Below are 20083 nucleotides of genomic sequence, written 5' to 3' on the forward strand. Positions count from 1 at the left end.
CGAGTCTGAGCGAAATGAAGAGCGATAAACCAAGTCAGTTAAGGTTCGGATTGACCCTGCCGGAGAAGACTCTCTTTTCGCTAGGCAGGTTCATCGAGGGGGAGCACAACGCAGTCCCGCTCGAGGCAGCAAGAAGGTTCACGCGCGAGGGGAATATCCAAAGCCTGGTGATCTTCGGGAGCCGGGGATCCGGCAAGAGCCATCTCCTTAAAGGGATGGCGATAAATATCGCGGATGAAAGATCAACCGCCGTAGTCGACGCGGCTGAAATGCTGAATAAAAGGAAGATACGGGAAGAGATGAAGAATCTTGCCGGCTATCAGGTTGTCTGCATCGACAACCTTGACGCCCTCTCTGGAACGCCGGAGCTTTTCGATGAGGTTTTCCACCTCTTCAACGAACTCACGGGGAAGGGGGGATTTTTCGCCGCCACAATGGAAGAGTCGCCGGCAAGGGGGGGGAATATGCCGGACTACCTCTATACCAGGCTCCTCTCCGGACTGATAGTGGCAATCGAAAGGCCCGGTGATGCGGAGAAGGGGGAGATACTCAAAAAACTCGCCGCCGACAGGCAGATCGAACTTTCGCAAAAAGAGGTCAAGTACATCCTTGAGCACTCCGCCAGGTCGATCGGCGATCTCGTAGGGCTGCTCGGCAGGCTCGAATCGATGCTTGGAAAAGGGGAGCGCAACATCGGCATACAGCATATAAAGGAGGCGATGTCGGCCGGTGAAATATTCAAAAAGTAAAATTGGAAAGAGGGCTCGATTTTTAATATCATACTGATTGGAGTTTGGTTCAAATTCATCCTGAATATTTCGAGGAGTTAATGGGAAAAAGGATTGGCGAAGGACAGAGCGGCCAGATAATAGACTGCCCGAAATGCGGCTGTCCAAACAGGTCCACCGACATACGTTGCACATACTGCCGCGTCGAGCTTTCATCAGCAAAACCGGGGCTGGGGGACAGGCTAGAACATTACTTCAATTACCTGAAGTTCAAATATAAGCTCCCCAGATACGCCACCTCCGCACGGGAAGCTGTCAAATACTCCCTCATTATCATGGCGGCTCTCCTCCTTTTCTTCGCCGGTAGCTACCTTATATATCTCGCCATGACAGGGGAAGGATTCCTCTACCTCTGTATTGGGATACTCCTCTGCCTCTACGGTGGGGGGGCTATTTACAGCGTTTACAACAGGCCCGCCTGACCTCCTTGAGTTGAAAGGGTCAGGGCATTAGCCTCCCACTGAACGGTGTCCCTGTGCTAGCTGATTATAAAGCTTGCGTACCCCACGACCCGATCCAGGTCGCCGGTTATGTCGCCGGAGTTCGCGTATTCCACCAGCTCCGCTTTCGTTGCCCCCATCTCGCCAGCCGCCCATAGGAGCGTTGAAACAGAGGAGACTCCGCAGAGGGCGTTGTCGCTCTTTAATATATCTATAATCGATTCCTCCGTGAATTCCACAATCTGTTCAATAGTGCGCCGGTCGCGTTCCCGCGCCTCGCTGTCGGTCAAAAAATGGGAAAGATCGCTACTCGATATCACTAGCGAGCCCGATTCGGATGCGCGCTTCCCGATAGCGCTCCCGAGCATCTTGAGCGTTTGCGCCCTCTGCGTACCTAGCGACACAGGCACTATCCTGATATTCTTGTTCCTGTAATAGAGGAACGGAACTAGCACTTCGAGGGAGTGCTCCATCATATGCGCGGCGGAATCAAACCTTACATGTTCGCAATCGGAGGCTATCTTTTTGGCGAGTTCCCGGTCGACAGGGACATCGCCGAACGGGAATTCCCACGCATTGGCGCTGTCGATAGCGACCCTTTCTCCAAGGCCACGGTGGTTTGGTCCGATAAGGATTATGCTGTCAGGTATCTTTATCGAGCCGAACAGCGCTCCGGCAACCTCCCCGGAGTACATCCACCCGGCGTGGGGGGAGATGCAGCCCGCGACTTCCCGCTCAACGCGACTGTCGCCAAGGAGCCTGTTTACCTCTTTCGACATCTCTTTTTCGGTGCCCGGATAAAAACTTCCAGCCACCGCCGTTCTTCTCTTCGCAGTAATGGGCATATTCAAATCACCTTGATTTATTCTAAACCTCTTTGTGGTTTTTTAGCTCCTTTTTCCAGAAGTGAGAGGTAGAGCTCTTCGTACTTCTTCGCCGACCCCTTCCATGAGTGATCTTGCGACATTCCGTTCCTCATGATCCTCGTCCATTCGGCACGGTCGCCAAACGCCTTTATCCCCCGCTTTGCGGCGTCGAGGAATTCCCCCGCTTCCGGTTTGCTGAAAACAAAACCATTCCCTCTTTCAGGGTTGGAGGTCCAGTCGGTGACGGTATCGGCAAGCCCCCCCGTAGAGCGGACAAGCGGGACCGTGCCGTACCGAAGGGAGAACATCTGGTTTAAACCGCACGGCTCAAATCGGGACGGCATTAGAAAAATGTCGGATCCCGCCTCGATAAGGTGGGCGATGGTGTTGTCGAATCCGATTTTGAGCGCCACCCTTCCCGGATGCTTTTTGGCGAGTGATGTAAAGAAAGATTCGTACTCCTTCTGTCCGGTTCCAAGGATGACGAGGTTCATCCTCTCCTCCATCAGTTTTTCCGCTGAGTCGGCGATTATGTCGCAACCCTTCTGCTCGATAAGTCGTGAGACCATGCCGAAGATCGGGGTATCCTCCCCACCGGTCAAACCAAACCGGTCGATCAGCGCTTTTCTGCAGTGACTCTTCCCTTCAAGGCTGTTAATCGAAAAATTGGCTGGTATAAGCCGGTCGGTCTCCGGGTTCCATTCGTCGGTGTCGATCCCGTTCAATATTCCGGCGAGATCCTCCTTCCGTTTTTCGAGGAACGGTTCAAGTCCGAAGCCTAGCTCCGGGGTGAGTATTTCGCGGGCGTATGTGGGGCTGACGGTTGTCAGCGCGTCGGCAAAAAGTATCGCGCTTTTGAGGAGCGCGAGCTTTCCGTACTGCTCCACTCCATCAATGGAGAATAGCTCTTCGGGTAGGGTGGTCAGTTTGAACGACTCTTTCGGAAAAAGTCCCTGGTATGCGAGATTGTGTATCGAAAAAACCGAAACAGTCCCCTTGAGCGGGGAGCGGTCAATCCCCCTCTCCAGTCGGAGTAACAGCGGAATGAGCCCCCCCTGCCAGTCGTTTGAATGGATTACATCAGGGAGAGGCTGTGACGATCTTGCCAATTCGACAACCGCGAGGTCGAAAAAGATGAAGCGTTCATCGTTGTTTTCATAGTCCCCGTTCTCATCGCCATACGGGTTTGGAAGTCCCCCGAAAAGCTCCGGCTGGTCGATAAACAGGGCTTCGGTATTTTCAGCTATTTTTTTTGAAAAAACTGCGGCATGAAAAATTTTTTTTCCAACTTTTTTTTCAATTGTGAACGGGAGCCTGGTGAAACCGCTTCTGTCGATCGAACCGTAAAGCGGGAGGATCACTTTGACATTGTGGCCAAGTCTTCCAAGCTCTACCGGGAGTGAATAGGAGACATCGGCCAAACCCCCTGTTTTTACAAAGGGTTTGACCTCTGATGAGGCAAAAAAGATGCAAAGACTCTTCTCTTGGCTAATTGCGGCCCCCAAAATGTGAAAGATTACCGAGCCAGAATATCATGAAAAAAGGGGTAAATCGGCAAGGAAAAAGTGGCGATATTTTTTTATTTTTTTCTTTGCAGGGGGTTGACAACCTGGTAAATATGTGCAAATATTAGTCATAGAATTAATTGGAATAGTAGCTATTTGACAATGAACTATTTTAAATTAATAAATAAATGGGGGTAAGTTGATGGCTGGCTCGAAGAAAAAGGTTCCGGTTACTACCCATTTATACGAGGACCAGGTTGAAATGCTCAACAAGATCGCCAAGGAGTTGCAGGTGACCAAGGCTGTGCTCTTTCGAACGGCTATTGAGGAGCTGTTGAAGAAATACGAGAACAAGCAACTCGACATTGGGATTAAATAGGGATTCTGTTTCAGGAACAGAAAACTAAATTAAGAAAGGAGGGTAGCAAAATGGCAACTAAGAAAAAAGCTAAGAAAAAGGCCACAAAGAAAAAAGCAGCTAAGAAAAAAGTAGCGAAGAAGAAATCAAAAAAGAAGAAATAAAAAAATAGGAAAATCATGAAGTCGGCCTTTGTTGCGGCACGCAACATATGGCGGACCTTAAGAGAGCATAGCTGTTCTTTTGAGCCGGGAGGCGAGCCAAGGAAAGCCTCCCGGCTTTTTTTTTACCAAATTCACCAGTTCAATCCAGCAATATATAGGAAATTGTCATCTCCACGTCTGTTAGACGTTCCCTATTCGATCAAAAAGGGGTAATATCTACCCCGATATGGAAGGTATGCGCAAGACGGGGAAGGGTGTTTTTCCAATACAGCTTATAAAACACGCGGTCCAGAAAGGTTTTATTCAGGCGCGCGAACCGATAAGGAGCGACCAGTACCAGCCGTCGAGCATTGATCTCCGCCTTGGGGAGAAGGCTTACCGTATCAGGAGTTCCTTCCTCCCTCAGAAACGGAAGGTCGAAGAGATACTGGGGGAGCTTGAGATGTACGAGATAGATCTCAAAAAGGGGGCGATACTCGAAAAGGGCAATGTCTATCTAATCCCGCTTCTTGAGGAGCTGAACCTCCCGGAAGATGTTTACGCGAGGGCGAATCCGAAATCGTCGACCGGCAGGCTCGACATATTCACAAGGGTAATTACCGACAATTCCCACAGGTTCGAGGATGTCGCGGCGGGATACCGGGGCAAACTTTACCTGGAGGTGGTCCCCCGCTCATTCACTATCAAGCTCAAGACAGGATTATGCCTGAACCAGTTGCGGTTATTCAGGGGTGATTCATCCCTTTCCGATATTGAAATCGCCAAGATACATGAGGAGAGTCCTCTTCTCTACTGCTATTCGAGGGAGAGCATAGTGCCGGTGCTCAACGACGGCCTCTTTGTGAGCATTGAGGTCGTAAAGGAGGGGAACGGCGGCGTGATCGGCTATATGGCGAAGAAGAACAGCACGGTAATAGATCTTTCCAACGTGGGGGGGTACAGGGTCCGTGATTTCTGGGATCCTATAACTTCGCCGGAGGAGAATTTTCTGATACTTGAACCGGAGGAGTTTTACATATTCGCGTCGAAGGAGCGGGTGAGGGTACCGGTTGACTGCGCCGCGGAGATGGCGGAGTACGACGCCGGATCGGGGGAGTTAAGGACACATTACGCCGGATTTTTCGATTCGGGATTCGGCGGGGGGAGCGTTGAGGGGACGAAGGCGGTTCTCGAAGTGAGGCCTCACGATGTGCCGTTCCGCATTGAGGACGGGCAGATATTTTTCAAGCTCCGTTACGAGAGGATGCTGGAAACGCCTAACGTCGCCTATGGCGAGAAACTTGGTTCGAACTATTTCAATCAGGGATTACGGCTCAGCAAACATTTTGTAATGGAAAGCGAATAGGGCGGAATCTTCTGCCGATTCGGGAGGGTTTTTAGTCTTAGTTCGCGAAGAGCTCCTTGTGTTTCAGTTTCCATTCGATATTCTCCAGCGTTGCGCTTGCCACTCTGCCGTATACGGAGAGCGGCTCCCCTTTTACCAGATCCTGTAGTTCCGCGGTTGCGTTTTCATCCTGGCTCAGCTTCAGCTGGCTGTCGCTCCTCACATACCGTACCCAGCTGTTCTGCTTGTCGTCCGGGTAGAGGTTTAGGACAGCTGTGGAATATTTCTGCACGGCGTCGAAATCGCGCGAGAGATAGGCTGATTCTATGAGCTGGTAGCGGCTCTCGACCACGAACCATTGGTCAGCCTGGCCAGGCATCTTTTCCTGTTTGTCGACCGCCATTTCGAAGTAGGTGATCGCGTTCTTGTATTCATGCCGCGCCTTGTGCATCAGACCGAGATAGTAGGCGGTCTTTGAAACCCTTTCGAAATCCTGGTCAAGGGAGATCGCCCGCACATATGTCGTCATCGCCTCGCTGTTCTTCTTCTGAATCAGGTAGATATCCCCGAGTGTATGGACAGCCTCCGGGGCGTGGATTGAGCTGTCAAGCAGGTCCGCAAATGGGAGGAGCGTCTCTTCCGCTTCGTCGTATCTCTTAAGGAGGGCAAGTGTCGTTCCCTTTCCAAGCCGTATCCTCTCCTTGAGGAATCCCTGCCTGTCGAGCCTTTCGGCCTCTTCAAAACGCGCGAGCGCCTTGTCGTTCAATCCCATTTCGGAGTAGGCATCGGCAACCTTCACCATTACATTGGCGTCCTTGATATCCGTGAGGAACGGATCAAAGTTGTCGTAATATGTCGCGAGTATGGTGTAGAACCCTTCCTGCTCATGCAGTCCGTGAATAAGCTCGTAGAGGTCGTTCTTGACGAGTTTCACAACAGGTTCCTCCATCTGCGAGTCGGGGAAGTCCACCATCATCTTTTTCAATGCAAGTATCGATTCAATGTATCTCTTCTCCTGGTTGAGGAGTTTAGCTTTCTGGAACAGCGCGTTTCTTGACTGCGGCGTGTTCGGATGTTTTTTGATTATGTGGTTGTATGTATTGTAGGGTTCGAAGTAATCGGGATAGTCGTATATGAGCGCGTCCTTTGGTTCGATAAGTTTTTTCGGCGCGTGACCGAGGGCGGCAAGCCTCAGCCTGGAGTCGAGGCCGTGCGGGAGTTCCGGTATTTTCCTTGCCTGAATCCCTAGAATTCTCATCGCTTCCATCGGCTGGTTTTTCGAAACATAAATGTCGGCGAGCCTGTTCACGGAGGCTCTCCCCTCGTCGCCGTTGGGGAAAAGGTTTATCAGCTTTACGTATAGATCCATAGCCTCGTCGAACTTGTTTAGCTGGTAATAGGTGTCGGCAAATCTGAAAAGTGTGTCGGGGTTCGACATAACGAATGAGGGCCACTTAAGGTTCGAATCTTCGAACATTTTAAGGGCGGTCTTGTACCGTTTTTTGAAATAGAACGCCTCTGCGATCTTGAACCTTGCCTCACGCACTTCCTTTGCTTCGGGGTAGAGGAGAAGTATCTTTTCAAGCTCGTTGTATGCGAGAGCGTAATCTCCATTCTTCAGGTATATGTTTGCCCTGCCGGTGAGCGCACTGACGGTGAATTTCCCTTCAGGCTCCGATTCGATAATGCTTTTATATATGGCGAGAGCTTCAACGTCGAGCCCCTGATCTATATAGAGGTTCGCGATCCTCATTTTCGCCCTGTTCGCCGCCATAGAGCTGGGGAATGAGGCGGCGACAAGCCTGAACGCATTTATCGCTTCAGGGATCCTTTCATTCTTTTTCTTTGCTATGCGGTAGACCGTTTCGGCAAGCATGAACATCGCTTTTTCCTGGTATTTGCTGTCGGGATACTGCCGAATGAATTCGGTAAGTTTGATTTCGGCGTCATCGAATTTGTTTTTCTGGAACGCCATCATACCCTCGGTATAGAGGTCCTTTCCGCCGAATTTCTGGATATCCTCAACCTTTGCGAGAAGCTCCTTTTCCTTTTTTTTCAATTCAGCTCTCTTCTCTTTCCCTTTGCTGTTTTTATCCACAGCAAGGAGTCCTGCCCTGTTTTTCAGTCTAATGGTCAGATCTTTTTTATCCGTTGAAAGGGAGTGGTATACGGATGTTTTAAAATCCTTCAGGTATATATTGGTGATCGTTTCGGCGTTGTCGGTAAGCATCACCGTTATCTTCTCAACCCTTTTATCGGCAAGCTTATCAGCGTCAAGCTGGGCTCCTATCCCGCTTTGTGGAGTGACTATGGTGATAACCTTGTCTTCCAGGTTAGGGTCAATGGAATACTCCATTGCCGGTTCGTCAAATGAAATTACCACGGAGGAGAACTGCTCCCCCTCGACCAGCGCGATCTTATTTATCTTGGTAAAGGAGGCCTCGGATATTCCCGCAAAGACAAGCATCAGAACCGATACTTTTACTGCAATAAATTTTCTCATATAAAATAATCCTTTCACTCTCACACCATAGGTAGCAAGATGCGGGCCAAAATGCAACCCGGATAGCCCGATACCTTTTATATTGCCACTTTCGTGTCTGACTAATATGTGAGCAATATAAGTGCCAACGAATCAAAGGCTTTAAGTCCTGAATAATTGGCGGGTATTTGGGAAAAACCTGGTCTGGATATCTGTATTTTGTTTTGAAACCGGCAAAATTTGCCGGGTGTGGGGCGGAATTATCCTTTTATCATGATCTCTACGGAAAAAGGGACGGATTTCGTCTGATAAATACCTGTAACGGCAACCTGAGGCGGGTTACCGCCTCTTTGCTGCTGTTGGAAGAGGGATCGTTTCAAGGAATTCCCGGTTGCTGGCCGACTCTTTGAATTTATCAAGGAACATTTTGTATTTTTCTCCCCGCCTGTCGTCGAGCATTGCCCTGCGCAGAAGCGTCGCCTTTGCGAGGATTTCGGGGTCGAGGAGTTTTTCCTCTTTTCTTGTTCCCGATTTTTGAAAGTTCATCGCCGGAAAAATTCTGAGGTCGGCCAGGCTTCGCTCAAGGACGAGCTCGGAGTTTCCGGTCCCTTTGAATTCCTGGAAGATCAGTTCGTCCATTTTGCTACCGGTATCGACCAGGATGGAGGCGATAATGGTCAGGCTCCCCCCGCCGTCGACATTCCGCGCGGAGCCGAAAATTTTTCTCGGGAAATCAAGCGCCCCGGTTGATAGACCTCCGGTCATGGTCTTTCCGCGGTTATCCATATCTCTGTTGAACGCCCTACCGAGTCTCGTGAGGGAATCGATCATCAGCACTACGTCCCTTCCCGACTCAACGAGGCTCTTAACCCTTTCGAATATGAGGTGTGCTACGCGGATATGCTCCTTGTTTGGTTTATCGAAATCGGTCGCGATCACCTCGCCGCCAATGAGACGCTTGAAGTGCGTAGACTCTTCCGGCCTTTCGTCGGCGAGATAGATTATCTGAGCCATATCCGGATAATTTTTCTTCATCCCCATGGCCATTTCTTCCATTATGGTGGTTTTACCGGCTTTCGGCGGAGAGACTATCAGGAAGCGTTGCCCCTTTCCGATAGGTATCAGCAGGTCGATAATCCTTGTGGAGACAGTATTCTGATCGGTTTCAAGAATAAGCTGTTCATTCGGATCGATGGCTGTCAGTTTGGGAAACGGCACCCGTTTTTTTATTTCGTCCGGGCTTCTTCCGTTTATCGATTCTATCGATTCAAGGGAGATGTTCGGCTGGTTTTTCAGCGCCTTCCCGGTTCCGGTGACTTCCATGCCTGTTTTAAGCCAGTTGGTCTGAATGAGTTTTGGCGACAGGTATGGATCGGTCGGCGCGATCCCTATGTCGTTGGTTACTGATCTTAAAAAACCGAATCCTTTCGGAACGATTTCAAGAATGCCTGTTACGGATTCTCCCATTTCTATACCTTTATAAGTTTTTTGGTTGCATTCCAAAACGTGGAATAAACAGCCGAGCCGCAAAGTTCAAATGCGGTAGGCGGATATCAAAAAATTCGAACTAGAAAAGTCGTATGGTCCCCTAGTTGGAGTTCTAATAATGACTATACAGGATTTATCCCAGGTTTTCTATTCTTTCCTGAGGGGTGATAACCTCTGTCAGGCGTACCCCAAATTTTTCATTAACAACTACAACCTCTCCCTTTGCGACAAGCTTGTCGTTAACGAGTACGTCAAGAGGTTCGCCGACAAGTTTGGTAAGTTCGATGACCGATCCCTGTCCCAGCTGAAGAAGGTCGTTGATCAGCATTTTCGCCTTCCCCATCTCAACCGAAAGGGTAAGCGGAATATCAAGCACGCGTGCGTACTTGACATCGTCCCGGGAGGATGGCTGTCCCGTGGCAAGGGCCCCGCCGCCGCTGGTCAATCCTTCAGGATTGCTTTCGACCTCTTCGCGGAGCATCTCGCGCTGTTTTTCAAGGTCGTCAGCCGCGGCTCCCCAAAGGTCGTCATCAGATTCCAAATTATCATCAACCATATTTCTACCCGATTTTACTTTCTTTCTCTATTCCATGTCTAGGAACAATGCTTGATATCCTGATAGCCTTGTTCCCCCTTACAACACCCGGATATCCCCGGAATTTTTCTACTTCGCTCACATAGATGGGGAGTTCGTCGGTAATATCCCGTTCCAGCTGTATTATCGACCCCTCTTTGAGATTTATGAAGTCCCTTGTCGACATTGTTGCTTCTCCCAGTTCCACCTTGATATCTACCTCGGCCTGCGCGAGCCTGTCGCTGAGCCTTGTTACCCATGTAAGGTCGACTTCCAGCTGATCGCTCTGGAAACCTGCTTTGAGTTTTCCGATGATAGGTTCGATGGTCGAGTATGGAAGACATATCGTCAACGTACCGGCAAACTGATCCATCTCCACTTCGTAAAGGACAACCACAACAACGTCCGTGGGGGGGACGATGGCGGCGAACTGCGGATTCACCTCCGAGCGTACAAACTGCATCTGGCATGGGTGAACGGGTTGCCATGCTTTCTGGGTGTCTCTCAGCATCATGAGAACGACCTTTTTTATTACTCTCTGCTCGATGGCGGTGAAGTCGCGCCCCTCTATCTTCATCTTCGCTTCTCCCGAGCCGCCGAAGAATGAATCTACAAGCGCGAACGCCATTTTCGATTCGACTACCAGAAGTGCGAATCCTCTGAGGGGATTTATTCGGAAGATGTGAAGGGATGCCGGCACCGGCAGGGATTTTATGAATTCGCCGAATTTCACCGTATCGGTTGAGACCGCGCTTACGTCGAGAACTTTCCTGAGGGCCGCCGAGAGGGAGTTTCTGAAGATACGCGAGAATCTCTGGTTGATGATGTCGAGAGTCGGCATCCTTCCCCTGATGATCCTCTCCTGGCTGGTAAGGTCGTAGGGAACCACGCCCGAATCGTCGCCGAGGTCATCGGCTTCGGTCTCTATCTCTCCGTCGCTTACGCCTCGTAATAGGGCGTCAACTTCGTCCTGAGAAAGTACCTGACTCATATTTTTTTGGCTCCCAATTCCACTTCCAGCTTTACCGGGGTTATCTTACCCCCAAGTTTGAAGCTATTGAATAACAAATTCAACAAAATATACGTTTTTTACGACTCCGGTTTTAATCCTTGAATTTATTCTTGTTAGAATCTGCTCTTTGAGCTTGAATTTCCCTTCCACGGTCAATATTTCATCGACTGTCTTGGAAGAGAGTACCGTTATTACCATATCTTTCACCTGAGGCATCCGGTTTGCCAACTCCTCGGCCACCTTCGGATTGTTAAGCTCAACCTGCATGGTTACCTTCAGGAAGCGCTTCCCCTCATCCCCTGAAAGGTTGACGATGAAAGGCTCGAAAGCGACCATCTCGCCTAGTTTAAGGGGGTCGTACTGCTCCTGGGCTTCGACCGCCTGCTTTGACTGGCCTCCGGCCCCTTCCTGCACAGCCGCGTCCTTTTTAATGAAGTTGGAATAGATCAGGAATCCGCCTACGCCGAGAAGTGTCAGAAGGAGAACGATTATGACAATAAGCAGTACCTTGCTTTTACCTTTAGCCGGTTTTTCTCCACCAGACTCTTCATCCATATCTTCTTCAATAGCCATCAGGCAACCTCCTAAACTTAAAAAGAATCCTTTTCGAATTGTTTTATCACAATTTCAACCCGTCTGTTGTATTTCCTGTATTTATCGCTAATGTTCTTAACGCGAGGCTTGTTTGAAGAGTAGCCCTTCGCCTCCATCCTCATAGTATCTATTAAGCCGGTCGACATAAAGTAGTTATATACGGAGAGGGCCCTGGCGGAGGAAATTTCCCAGTTGGAAGGGAAATTTTTCCCCTTTGCCGGAATATCGTCCGTGTGTCCCTCAATACTTATGTTGTTTTTCGAGATGGAGAGAATGCCGGCGATCCTGTTTAGAATCGGTTCAAGCGATTTTTTTATTTCGACGCTCCCCTTGTCGAACATCGCGTCATCCGGGATCGATAGTGCCACATCTTCGCCTCGCTTGATCACCTCGACGCCGCTCCGCTCTATAGTGATTAAAAGCGTCTGAGCCTCTTTTTCGAGAAGTTTGCGGGATTCGGCTATCTCCTGGTCGTAGGTGATCACCTCTTTCAATTCGTCCCAGCCTAGTGAATCGGGCTTGAAGTTCGGGACGACATCCATAGCGGAGGAGCGGGAGCTTTGCGTAAGGTTCAGTGCGCCAGCCGCGCCGGAGAAAACATTAAACATCTCCTTTATCACCTTGTCGTCCATTGATGACATTGAAATGAGCAGAACGAAAAAGGTGATAAGAAGCTGAAGGAGATCGGAGAAGGTGACCATCCACGCATCCTTGTCAGGTCCTGCTTCTTCTGTTTCTTCATCCTTTTTTCCGCTTTGCCAGTCGGTGATTTTGGAGTGTTCGGTTCCCTTTTCCTGTTCGCCCATTATGTCAGCCTCTGTTTTTTAAGAACTATTTCGATCCTGTCCTTGAACTTTTCCCTTGTGGCGGTATTACCGCCGAAAATGGGACGGCTGGAACCATATCCCGATACCGAGATCCTTCTCTCTTTTATTCTTTTGGTGCTTATAAGGAATTGTGCGGCGCTTCCCCCTCTGGCGATGGAGAGTATCTCCTCGTTTGGGAAATAGCCCCCCTTGTGCCCACCCTGCGACGCGTGCCCTATCAGGTTTATTTCACCGCTTATCGATACGAGTAGCGGGATTATCCTGGTTATTATTTCCGTGGCCTTCGGCTTGAGCTCCGCCTTCCCTTTGTCAAACGCGAGGTCGCCGGAAAGGATAAGTACTACTCCGTCTTTCCCCAGATTCAGGATTACTTCATCTGCGATATCCTTTTCAAGGCTGAATTTTTCAAGTTTGCGAATGAATTCCATGATGTTGTATTCCCTTGATGATAACTCCGACGAGGGGGGTACAGTGTTGCTCCCCTTGCTGGTTCCTGGTGAAAGTCCGCCGGGGAGGATACCTACCGTTCCGAGGAGGGAGCCGAGCGCCTTTCGCGTGCGGTTGTCGTCCTTTACCGCCAGTGAATTCAGAACGATGAAAAAAGCGAGCAGCACCATATTGAGCGTGGTGAAGAGAACGGTGGTTGAATCACCGCGTTGATTGAAGAAGGTATTGGAGAGAATTTTCATTTAAAGGATGATTTCCTGAACTTCGGCATGAGGTAGCCGTGAAGTTTTTGCTCAAGTATGCGCGGGTTGTCCCCCGCGGCAATGGAGACGACACCCTCCAGGGAGAGTTCAAGTATGAGTATTTCGTCTGAACTTTTCTTTTTCAGTTTTCCAGCCATAGGAATAAAGACAAGGTTGGCCAGAACCGCGCCGTAGAATGTCGTGATAAGAGCGATCGACATTGAAGGTCCGATTTTCGAAGGGTCGTCCATCTGCTGAAGCATAAGAACCAGGCCGATCAGTGTGCCGATCATCCCGAAAGCGGGGGCGAAAGTACCGAAAGTCAGAATAATTTCATAACCGGATTTATGCCTCCCTTTCACGTTATCGATCTCGTTTTCAAGGATGGCATTTATAACCTGCGGTTCCATGCCGTCTATGGCTAGCTGTATCCCTTTCTGAAGAAAAGGGTTTGCTATTCTGCCGGTTTCGTTTTGCAGTACCAGTATTCCGTCGCGCCTCGCTTTTTGTCCCAGTTCCACAAGCAGGGGAATAACTTTTTCGGGATTTTCAGTTGAGCCAAATATAGTCTTTTTAACCACCGCGATAGCAGTCAGAATATCCTTAAATGGATAATTAACCATTACCGCCGCGAAGGTTCCCCCCATAACGACAAGGACCGAAGGTATGCTGATAAAGAAGGGGAGATTTGCACCGCCTATCGCGGCTACAATCAGGCCTAGCCCCCCGACAATGCCGGCTATTGTTGCTATATCCATGAAACCGCTTTTCTCCTCCTAAGCCAAATTAAGGTATACCTTCACGGAAATCTTATCGGAATTTTGTCTATTTAGCTGAATACTTATATTGCCCGTGCCGATTTGTCATATCTGTTTTTCTGTTTCAACGCTTCCTTCACCATTGTAAACTTTTTTCTCGGTTTCTCCACACTCTTGGAGAGAGTATTTGAACAGGACGGGACCTACAAGGAGGTTAACGGCTACCGAAGCGATAATGATACTTGATACCGTATACCCGAAAGACGGGAAATTCGATTCAAGGATCATAACAAGTCCGAGCGTAACCCCTGCTTGCGGGACGAATCCGCTCCAGAGATGTTTTTTGACCAAAGGTTTCTCCTTCATCAGGGAGGCAACGCCTGTGGTTGTAGCCCAAATAAGCAGCATTCTTAAAACGACATAGAAAAGGGCGATTCCCCAAGTTGTTTGGAGCGCGTACAGGTCGATGGATGCCCCTGCCATTGCGAAAAAAACAACGAATACCGGCATTGAACCTTTTTCGAGGGAGAGTACGAACTCGTTTCCAGAAGCAAGGAGGCTCCGAAGCGCAAACCCTGCCGTCACGCAAAGCACAAGTTCATTCAGGCCGAGCATGGCGGATAACTCGCTACAGAGCACAGCAAGTCCGGAGATGAAGATGAAATTTTTGCTGGCGAATCCGCTGAAAAAAACGGCGACGATTCCGGCTATTGCCCCGCCGAGGGCCGCGGACATAATGACCGTCTTGCCCGTTGCCAGAAATATGGACCATGCAGTAGTATCTGCGCCGGGCTCCGATTGGTAGAAGTGGAGCGTCATTGAGACAGTAAGGGCGAAAAGCATGATAACCAGCACGTCTTTTAGCACGGAAACCGACAGGACGGTTTGGGAAACCGTCCCTTTCGCCCCGGTTTCGTTGATTACCGCTATGGCCGCATCCGGCGAGTTTACCGTCGCGATGATTCCGATAAATATCGCGGCGAATAGCGCGTGTCGCGGATCAGCCAATCCTCCAAAGCCAGCCTTAAAGAAAACAAGGAACGAGGCGAATACCGTAAAAAAGACCGTGATAACAAAAATAGTGGTAAGCCCTGTGATCTTCATTATCCTGTTTTGGAGTTTGCCCCATTCGAGTTCAGCTCCAGCCGATAGCGCGATAAAGGAGAGGGCGAGGTGGTTGATGAACTGAAGCCTGTCGAGATCTTCAATAGAAAGGATTTTCATTCCCCATGGGCCGAACAGCATCCCTCCGATTATGTATCCGGTGATCATCGGAAGTTTCATTCTTCCCGACGCCTTTCCGATGAAGAGCGAGGCAAGAAGGAGGAATCCGAGCACAGCGGTTGTATACACAGGTTCATGCGCGGGGAGGGCGCCGGGGAGGGAGGGGAGTATGGACATTGTCACGAAAAGAACGGAGAGAATGAAAAGCCAGACGATCATGATATCCCCCGAAAGACCTTTGTTATCAGGTAGGGTGCGATCATTTCGCTTACCATTACGCATATGAGTATTACTGAAAAGAGGATCTCGGAGTTGTTCCCGGGATAGGTTGTAAGGAAAGCGAAACCTATAGTCAGCGCCATGGCCCCCTGCGATGCGAGGGCGAACCCGGCATTTGCGGGAAACGTCATGGAGCGATCGAGGCGTGGAGCCGCGTATGCCATGAACAGATACTTTCCGGCGAATCTGAAAACAATTATCAAGAAGGAAAGGAGGAGGCCGAATCCACCGGGATAGGAGAACATAATGCCTGCGATTATCAGCATGAGGATGTAAAGTGGTTTTTCGGCATTAATAATGACGGCGTGAAACTTGTCGTCCTTTGTAAGCATGTTGGCCAGATACATTCCGCATACAAGATTTATGAAAAGGGGTGATACCTGAAGTATCCCTCCAACGCCGCTGCTGAAAAGGAGGAAGCCGAGGAAGATCACTATCAGTTCATTTTCAGTCAGCTTCTCCCTTGGAAGCTGGGTAAATATGTATCCAAGAAAAACTCCGATACCGACCGACTGGAACAGAAGTAGGAGGCTTCCGTAATAGCCCGCCACCGGACGAAGGAGTGTGAACGCGATACCAATTACGGCAACCGCGATTATTCCATCGAGATTTGTTATTACATGGAGAAGTTTCAAAATTTTCTCCCTGTAGCCGGTTTCTTTTCCGATAAGGTACATGATGGTTGGCGATGATATGGAAGCGGATGCCGCCAGCGCGGCAACGGAAACATGAAGAAGGTAGGGCTGGGAGGAGAGTAGGCTCTTCAAAGGAAACCAGAGCGCAAGTGCCACCAGCATTCCGGTAAAGAGTACTTGAAGGAATGTAATGGCGAGATGGTTCGATTGAAGGCGGTTGATATCGGATATTCTCAATTGGAGGCCGAGAAATAATCCTACCCATCCGAGACCGAGATGTATTATCGGTGCAAAACTTGCGGTCATTGTTTTCGGGAAAAGATCGAGGCCGATCGGTCCGAGTGCGATCCCAAGGAGTATGTATTCAAACCCGGAGAAGAAGAGGTATCTAAGTATTGCAGGCAGTTTCTCCTTGGAAAAGGCGTAAACCGATCCCAGGTAACTTATGGCTGCGATTATCAGCAGTCCAAGAAGTATTGCCATTCCTTAATACTCTCCGTTTGGGAAAATAATTTATTCCGTATGTTATCGCTTTAACAGCCCAATTTGAAATCCGGCCATGATCCAGTCTGAAGGGTCGGACATAATATTTATTGATGCTGAATATTGCGTTCCGCAAGGAGTTGCGCGCAAGATATCTAGCTTTTTGCGGACGTAAGCCCCTCAACGCGGGAGACCGGGATGGTAAAAAGTATCCCGGCATTCGGTTCGTCGAATTCGCCGTAGATCTTTTTTATCACGGTGATAGCTTCGTTCATCACCTCTTCCTCCTTTACAACGGAGAAAATCGTGAAATTCGATTCGCGCGCGCCGGAAAAAAGGGATTTGAAGCCGGAGAATATAGGTATGTCCTGGGAGATGATCTTTCCCATTCCCTGGCTGTCTATAACGGTACATCCTGAAATTCCCGCTTCGAGCATCCCCGCAAGGATCTCATCGAGAAGTTCGGATTTATTGATAACGCATACGAGGAGTTCCATCAGGTCTCCACCATGCGTATCGCCTCAAGGATTTCCTTTTGGGTGGCTCCGCTTCTTATCGTTTTCATAAGATCCTTGTTTTTACAGAGGCGGACGATCTTAGCTAGTATCTGTATATGCTGGCGCGGGACATTCTGCGAGCCGATGATCATGAAGATAACGTCGACAGGGGCGCCGTCCACGGATGAAAAGTCTATGCCTTTTTGTGAAATGCCGAGTGCGATAACCGTTTCCTTTATGGAACTGAGCGACGCGTGGGGTATCGCAATCCCTTCTCCCACTCCGGTAGTGCTAAGTGCTTCCCTCTCTTCCAGCTTCTGAACAAGAGTATCCTTGTCGCTGTTCTCAAGAACACCGGTAGTTGCGAGGCTTGAGACAAGTTCATTAAAAATATCAAGCCTTGATCCGGCGTTGCTGGAGATTACGATATTTTCCGGTTTGATATATTGGGCAATACTCATTCTCTTCCTCCCAGAACTGGCTTTGTGAAATTACCTAAGGCCTAAAACGTCCTGCATATCGTAGATGCCGGGCTTTTGCCCTGTGATCCACTGAGCGGCCCTGACGGCTCCTCGCGCGAAATTGCTACGGCTTCCCGCCTTGTGCGTTATCTCGACTCTTTCGCCGGGCCCGGCAAACATGACGGTATGTTCGCCTACCACGTCACCGGCGCGAAAGCTCATAACCCCTATCTCATCCTTGCTACGTTCGCCGACAATTCCATGCCTGCCGTAGTTGCCTACCTTGGAAATGTCGCGCCCTGTTTCTCTTGCGCATATTTCTGCAAGCCTTGCGGCCGTCCCGGACGGGGAGTCCACCTTTTTGTTGTGGTGTATGTCTATGATCTCCATATCGTAATTTTTACCGATAACCTTTGCCGCTTCGGCTACCAGCTTGAACATGAGGTTTACCCCTACGCTCATGTTCGGGGCTATCACGCAGCGGACGTCCCCCTTTCTCGACTGAATGTGAGACAACTGTTCATCAGAAAATCCGGTCGTTCCAATGATTATCGCTTTCCCTTTATTGGCGATCGCGTCGAAGTTCTTTATTGTCGCTCCCGGGACTGTGAAATCGATAATGACGTCTATTTCATCGACTATCTTGCTGACGTCGTCCTTGATATCCGGCCCTCCGGTCTTCCCGGCGACGAATGCATGGAGGTGCATTCCTATCAGCGGACTTCCGGGAGCTTCGGTACCTCCGGCGAGTTCCATCCCTTCGGTATCCATCACTATTTGGCAGATCTCCGTCCCCATTCTGCCGCCGCATCCCATAACACCTATTTTCAATTTATTCATTACCACCGTTCCATCCTGATATTTCCATTATATATATAACCATGTTCATTCCGGGTGTCTTAGCGGAACCGAACACCTCTTTCCCCTTCGACTATATCCCCTATCAGGAAAGCGGGGTGCCCCTTTGAGTTGAAGAACTCTATGGCGCTTTCAGCCCTCCCCTTGTTCATTACGATTATAAACCCTATGCCGTTGTTGAATGCGCGATCCATGTCATCCTGCGGGACCTCACCCTTCTCCCGGATAAAGTCGAAAACCGGTAGCGACGGCCAAGAGCCGCGTTTAATTACAGCTTCGGTTTTTTCAGGTAGTATGCGTATCAGGTTTCCGGCGATCCCGCCCCCTGTTATATGAGCCATCCCCTCCACGGTATGGTTTTCCAGGAATTCAAGAACGGCTGGGGCGTAGTTCGTATGCGGACGAAGGAGGCTCTCTCCGACGGTAGCGTCAAACCGATCCGGCGTATCGTCGATGCCGAGTCCGGCTATATCGAAGAATACCTTTCTAGCGAGAGTATATCCGTTCGTGTGAAGCCCGTTTGATGCCAGGCCGACCAGAACGTCGCCCGGTTTGATGCTCCTTCCGTTAACTATTCTCTCCCTTTCCACCACCCCAGTAATTATCCCGGCAATGTCGTATTCGTTTTCACGGTACATCCCGGGGAGTTCGGCCGTTTCGCCGCCGAGTATTGCTATTCCCGCCTCTTTGCAAGCGGAGGCCATGCCCCGCATGATCTCCTCTACCTGGATTGCGCTCAGTTTCGACATCGCTATGTAATCGAGAAATGTTATACCCTTTGCGCCCTGGCACAGGATGTCGTTACAGCCATGATTGACGATATCAATGCCGACGGTCGTATGTTTTTTTGCGAGTGTGGCTACCATCAGTTTGGTGCCTACACCGTCGATACTTTGAACGAGCACCGGATTTTTGTAGCTTCTCAAAAGGTCGGATATATCGAATAGGCCGCCGAAAGCGCCTATCCCGCCGAGCACGCGCCTGTCGTGTGTGGAATTGACATGTTTGGAGATAAGTTCGACGCTTTTAGCCCCCTCGTCTATGTCGACGCCCGAATCCTTGTAGGTTACCCCTTTTTTATTTTTCATACCTCTTCCTGCCAGCCATTCAGCCCGATAAGTTTTACGAATGTGCATTCATCATAGGAGCTTTCACGGAATCCGCTTGGAGTTTTAATTATTTTTTTTAACACCTGTTTTTTATCATTTCCTGTAGGTATAACAAGTCTCCCTCCCACCCTCAGCTGGTCGAGCAGCGCTTTTGGGGTTTCGGGGGAGCCGGCGGTAACGAGTATGGCGTCGTACGGCGCGAACTCGCTCCAGCCGAGGGTGCCGTCGAAAACCTTCAGGCCGATGTTCGCGTATCCGAGTTTCTCAAGAACACCCCTCGCCCTTATCTGGAGTTTTTGAATTCTCTCGACTGAATAAACCTTTTCAGCGAGAAGCCCGAGAATTGCTGTCTGGTAGCCGGAGCCGGTTCCAATTTCAAGGATCTTTTCGGAACCTTTCAATTCCAGAAGTTGCGTCATGATCGCCACCATGTACGGCTGGCTTATTGTCTGCTTTTCGCCTATCGGCAAAGGGCAGTCGGCATATGCCTTGTGCCTGAATTCGTCGATTACGAAGAGATGACGCGGTACTCTCCCCATTGCGTCGAGAACCTTTTTGTCGCTGATGCCGCGCGTCAACAGCTGTTTCTCGACCATTTCCCGGCGCTCGCGGGCAACGGCGTCCTCTGCTTTCAAGTTGTGTATGGAGACCATCCGGGGTATTTAATC

Annotated in this window: 21 protein-coding genes; 4 read left to right on the top strand and 17 right to left on the bottom strand. The window is 49.7% G+C overall.

The window, feature by feature from the left end; translation table 11 throughout:
• Positions 1 to 14: 14 nt before the first annotated feature.
• Together OEY64_02740 and OEY64_02745 are read left to right on the top strand one after the other, a co-directional pair.
• Positions 15 to 749 carry a DnaA/Hda family protein gene (locus tag OEY64_02740; protein ID MDH5541861.1) on the top strand — a complete coding sequence of 245 codons (735 nt, stop codon included), beginning with the start codon at positions 15 to 17 and terminating at the stop codon, positions 747 to 749.
• 80 nt (positions 750 to 829) lie between these two features.
• Positions 830 to 1210, top strand: coding sequence for a hypothetical protein (locus OEY64_02745; protein MDH5541862.1), 381 nt, complete (start codon positions 830 to 832; stop codon positions 1208 to 1210).
• Between the two features lie 56 nt (positions 1211 to 1266).
• Here OEY64_02745 and amrB read toward each other — a convergent pair whose 3' ends face one another.
• Complete coding sequence (gene amrB, locus OEY64_02750) at positions 1267 to 2073, bottom strand: AmmeMemoRadiSam system protein B (protein ID MDH5541863.1); 807 nt, start codon at positions 2071 to 2073, stop codon at positions 1267 to 1269.
• A 17-nt stretch (positions 2074 to 2090) separates the two neighbouring features.
• Positions 2091 to 3599, bottom strand: coding sequence for a glycogen synthase GlgA (glgA, locus tag OEY64_02755; GenBank protein MDH5541864.1), 1509 nt, complete (start codon positions 3597 to 3599; stop codon positions 2091 to 2093).
• A 202-nt stretch (positions 3600 to 3801) separates the two neighbouring features.
• Here glgA and OEY64_02760 point away from each other — a divergent pair, with 202 nt between their 5' ends.
• Both OEY64_02760 and OEY64_02765 read left to right on the top strand, forming a co-directional pair.
• Positions 3802 to 3978, top strand: a complete 177-nt coding sequence (locus OEY64_02760; protein ID MDH5541865.1) for a ribbon-helix-helix domain-containing protein — start codon at positions 3802 to 3804, stop codon at positions 3976 to 3978.
• Positions 3979 to 4347: 369 nt separating this feature from the next.
• Entirely contained in the window at positions 4348 to 5466 is a 1119-nt protein-coding gene (locus OEY64_02765) for a 2'-deoxycytidine 5'-triphosphate deaminase (GenBank protein ID MDH5541866.1), read from the top strand.
• A 37-nt stretch (positions 5467 to 5503) separates the two neighbouring features.
• Here the strand turns inward: OEY64_02765 and OEY64_02770 are convergent, their stop codons facing one another.
• The 15 genes from OEY64_02770 to OEY64_02840 form a co-directional block, all read right to left on the bottom strand.
• Positions 5504 to 7948: a tetratricopeptide repeat protein gene (locus tag OEY64_02770; GenBank protein ID MDH5541867.1), complete on the bottom strand. Its 2445-nt coding sequence runs from the start codon at positions 7946 to 7948 to the stop codon at positions 5504 to 5506.
• 318 nt (positions 7949 to 8266) lie between these two features.
• Positions 8267 to 9394 (bottom strand): transcription termination factor Rho, encoded by a 1128-nt coding sequence (gene rho, locus OEY64_02775; GenBank protein MDH5541868.1) that lies wholly within the window; start codon positions 9392 to 9394, stop codon positions 8267 to 8269.
• 154 nt (positions 9395 to 9548) lie between these two features.
• Positions 9549 to 9971 (bottom strand): flagellar motor switch protein FliN, encoded by a 423-nt coding sequence (fliN, locus tag OEY64_02780; GenBank protein ID MDH5541869.1) that lies wholly within the window; start codon positions 9969 to 9971, stop codon positions 9549 to 9551.
• A gap of 4 nt (positions 9972 to 9975) precedes the next feature.
• A complete protein-coding gene (fliM, locus tag OEY64_02785; GenBank protein ID MDH5541870.1) occupies positions 9976 to 10980 on the bottom strand; it encodes a flagellar motor switch protein FliM in 1005 nt (334 codons plus the stop codon).
• 63 nt (positions 10981 to 11043) lie between these two features.
• Positions 11044 to 11574 carry a flagellar basal body-associated FliL family protein gene (locus OEY64_02790; protein ID MDH5541871.1) on the bottom strand — a complete coding sequence of 177 codons (531 nt, stop codon included), beginning with the start codon at positions 11572 to 11574 and terminating at the stop codon, positions 11044 to 11046.
• Between the two features lie 17 nt (positions 11575 to 11591).
• Positions 11592 to 12401 (bottom strand): flagellar motor protein MotB, encoded by an 810-nt coding sequence (locus OEY64_02795; protein ID MDH5541872.1) that lies wholly within the window; start codon positions 12399 to 12401, stop codon positions 11592 to 11594.
• Positions 12401 to 13111, bottom strand: coding sequence for an OmpA family protein (locus tag OEY64_02800; GenBank protein MDH5541873.1), 711 nt, complete (start codon positions 13109 to 13111; stop codon positions 12401 to 12403). The genes OEY64_02795 and OEY64_02800 overlap by 1 nt, the downstream gene beginning before the upstream one ends.
• Complete coding sequence (locus OEY64_02805; protein MDH5541874.1) at positions 13108 to 13869, bottom strand: MotA/TolQ/ExbB proton channel family protein; 762 nt, start codon at positions 13867 to 13869, stop codon at positions 13108 to 13110. Before OEY64_02805 ends, OEY64_02800 begins: the two co-directional genes overlap by 4 nt.
• 105 nt (positions 13870 to 13974) lie before the next feature.
• Positions 13975 to 15312, bottom strand: coding sequence for a cation:proton antiporter (locus tag OEY64_02810; protein MDH5541875.1), 1338 nt, complete (start codon positions 15310 to 15312; stop codon positions 13975 to 13977).
• The gene (locus tag OEY64_02815; protein ID MDH5541876.1) at positions 15309 to 16490 is read right to left on the bottom strand and encodes a hypothetical protein; all 1182 of its coding nucleotides are present in this window, start codon (positions 16488 to 16490) and stop codon (positions 15309 to 15311) included. Before OEY64_02815 ends, OEY64_02810 begins: the two co-directional genes overlap by 4 nt.
• 155 nt (positions 16491 to 16645) lie before the next feature.
• On the bottom strand, positions 16646 to 16987 hold the full coding sequence (locus tag OEY64_02820; GenBank protein ID MDH5541877.1) for a hypothetical protein: 342 nt from the start codon (positions 16985 to 16987) through the stop codon (positions 16646 to 16648).
• Complete coding sequence (locus OEY64_02825; GenBank protein ID MDH5541878.1) at positions 16987 to 17448, bottom strand: PTS sugar transporter subunit IIA; 462 nt, start codon at positions 17446 to 17448, stop codon at positions 16987 to 16989. Before OEY64_02825 ends, OEY64_02820 begins: the two co-directional genes overlap by 1 nt.
• A gap of 30 nt (positions 17449 to 17478) precedes the next feature.
• Entirely contained in the window at positions 17479 to 18288 is an 810-nt protein-coding gene (dapB, locus tag OEY64_02830) for a 4-hydroxy-tetrahydrodipicolinate reductase (protein MDH5541879.1), read from the bottom strand.
• Between the two features lie 59 nt (positions 18289 to 18347).
• The gene (purM, locus tag OEY64_02835; protein ID MDH5541880.1) at positions 18348 to 19394 is read right to left on the bottom strand and encodes a phosphoribosylformylglycinamidine cyclo-ligase; all 1047 of its coding nucleotides are present in this window, start codon (positions 19392 to 19394) and stop codon (positions 18348 to 18350) included.
• Positions 19391 to 20068, bottom strand: a complete 678-nt coding sequence (locus OEY64_02840; protein MDH5541881.1) for a protein-L-isoaspartate(D-aspartate) O-methyltransferase — start codon at positions 20066 to 20068, stop codon at positions 19391 to 19393. Before OEY64_02840 ends, purM begins: the two co-directional genes overlap by 4 nt.
• Between the last annotated feature and the right edge of the window lie 15 nt (positions 20069 to 20083).

Source organism: Nitrospinota bacterium (assembly GCA_029881495.1).
In the GTDB taxonomy this organism is placed as follows: Bacteria; Nitrospinota_A; UBA7883; order JACRGQ01; family JACRGQ01; genus JAOUMJ01.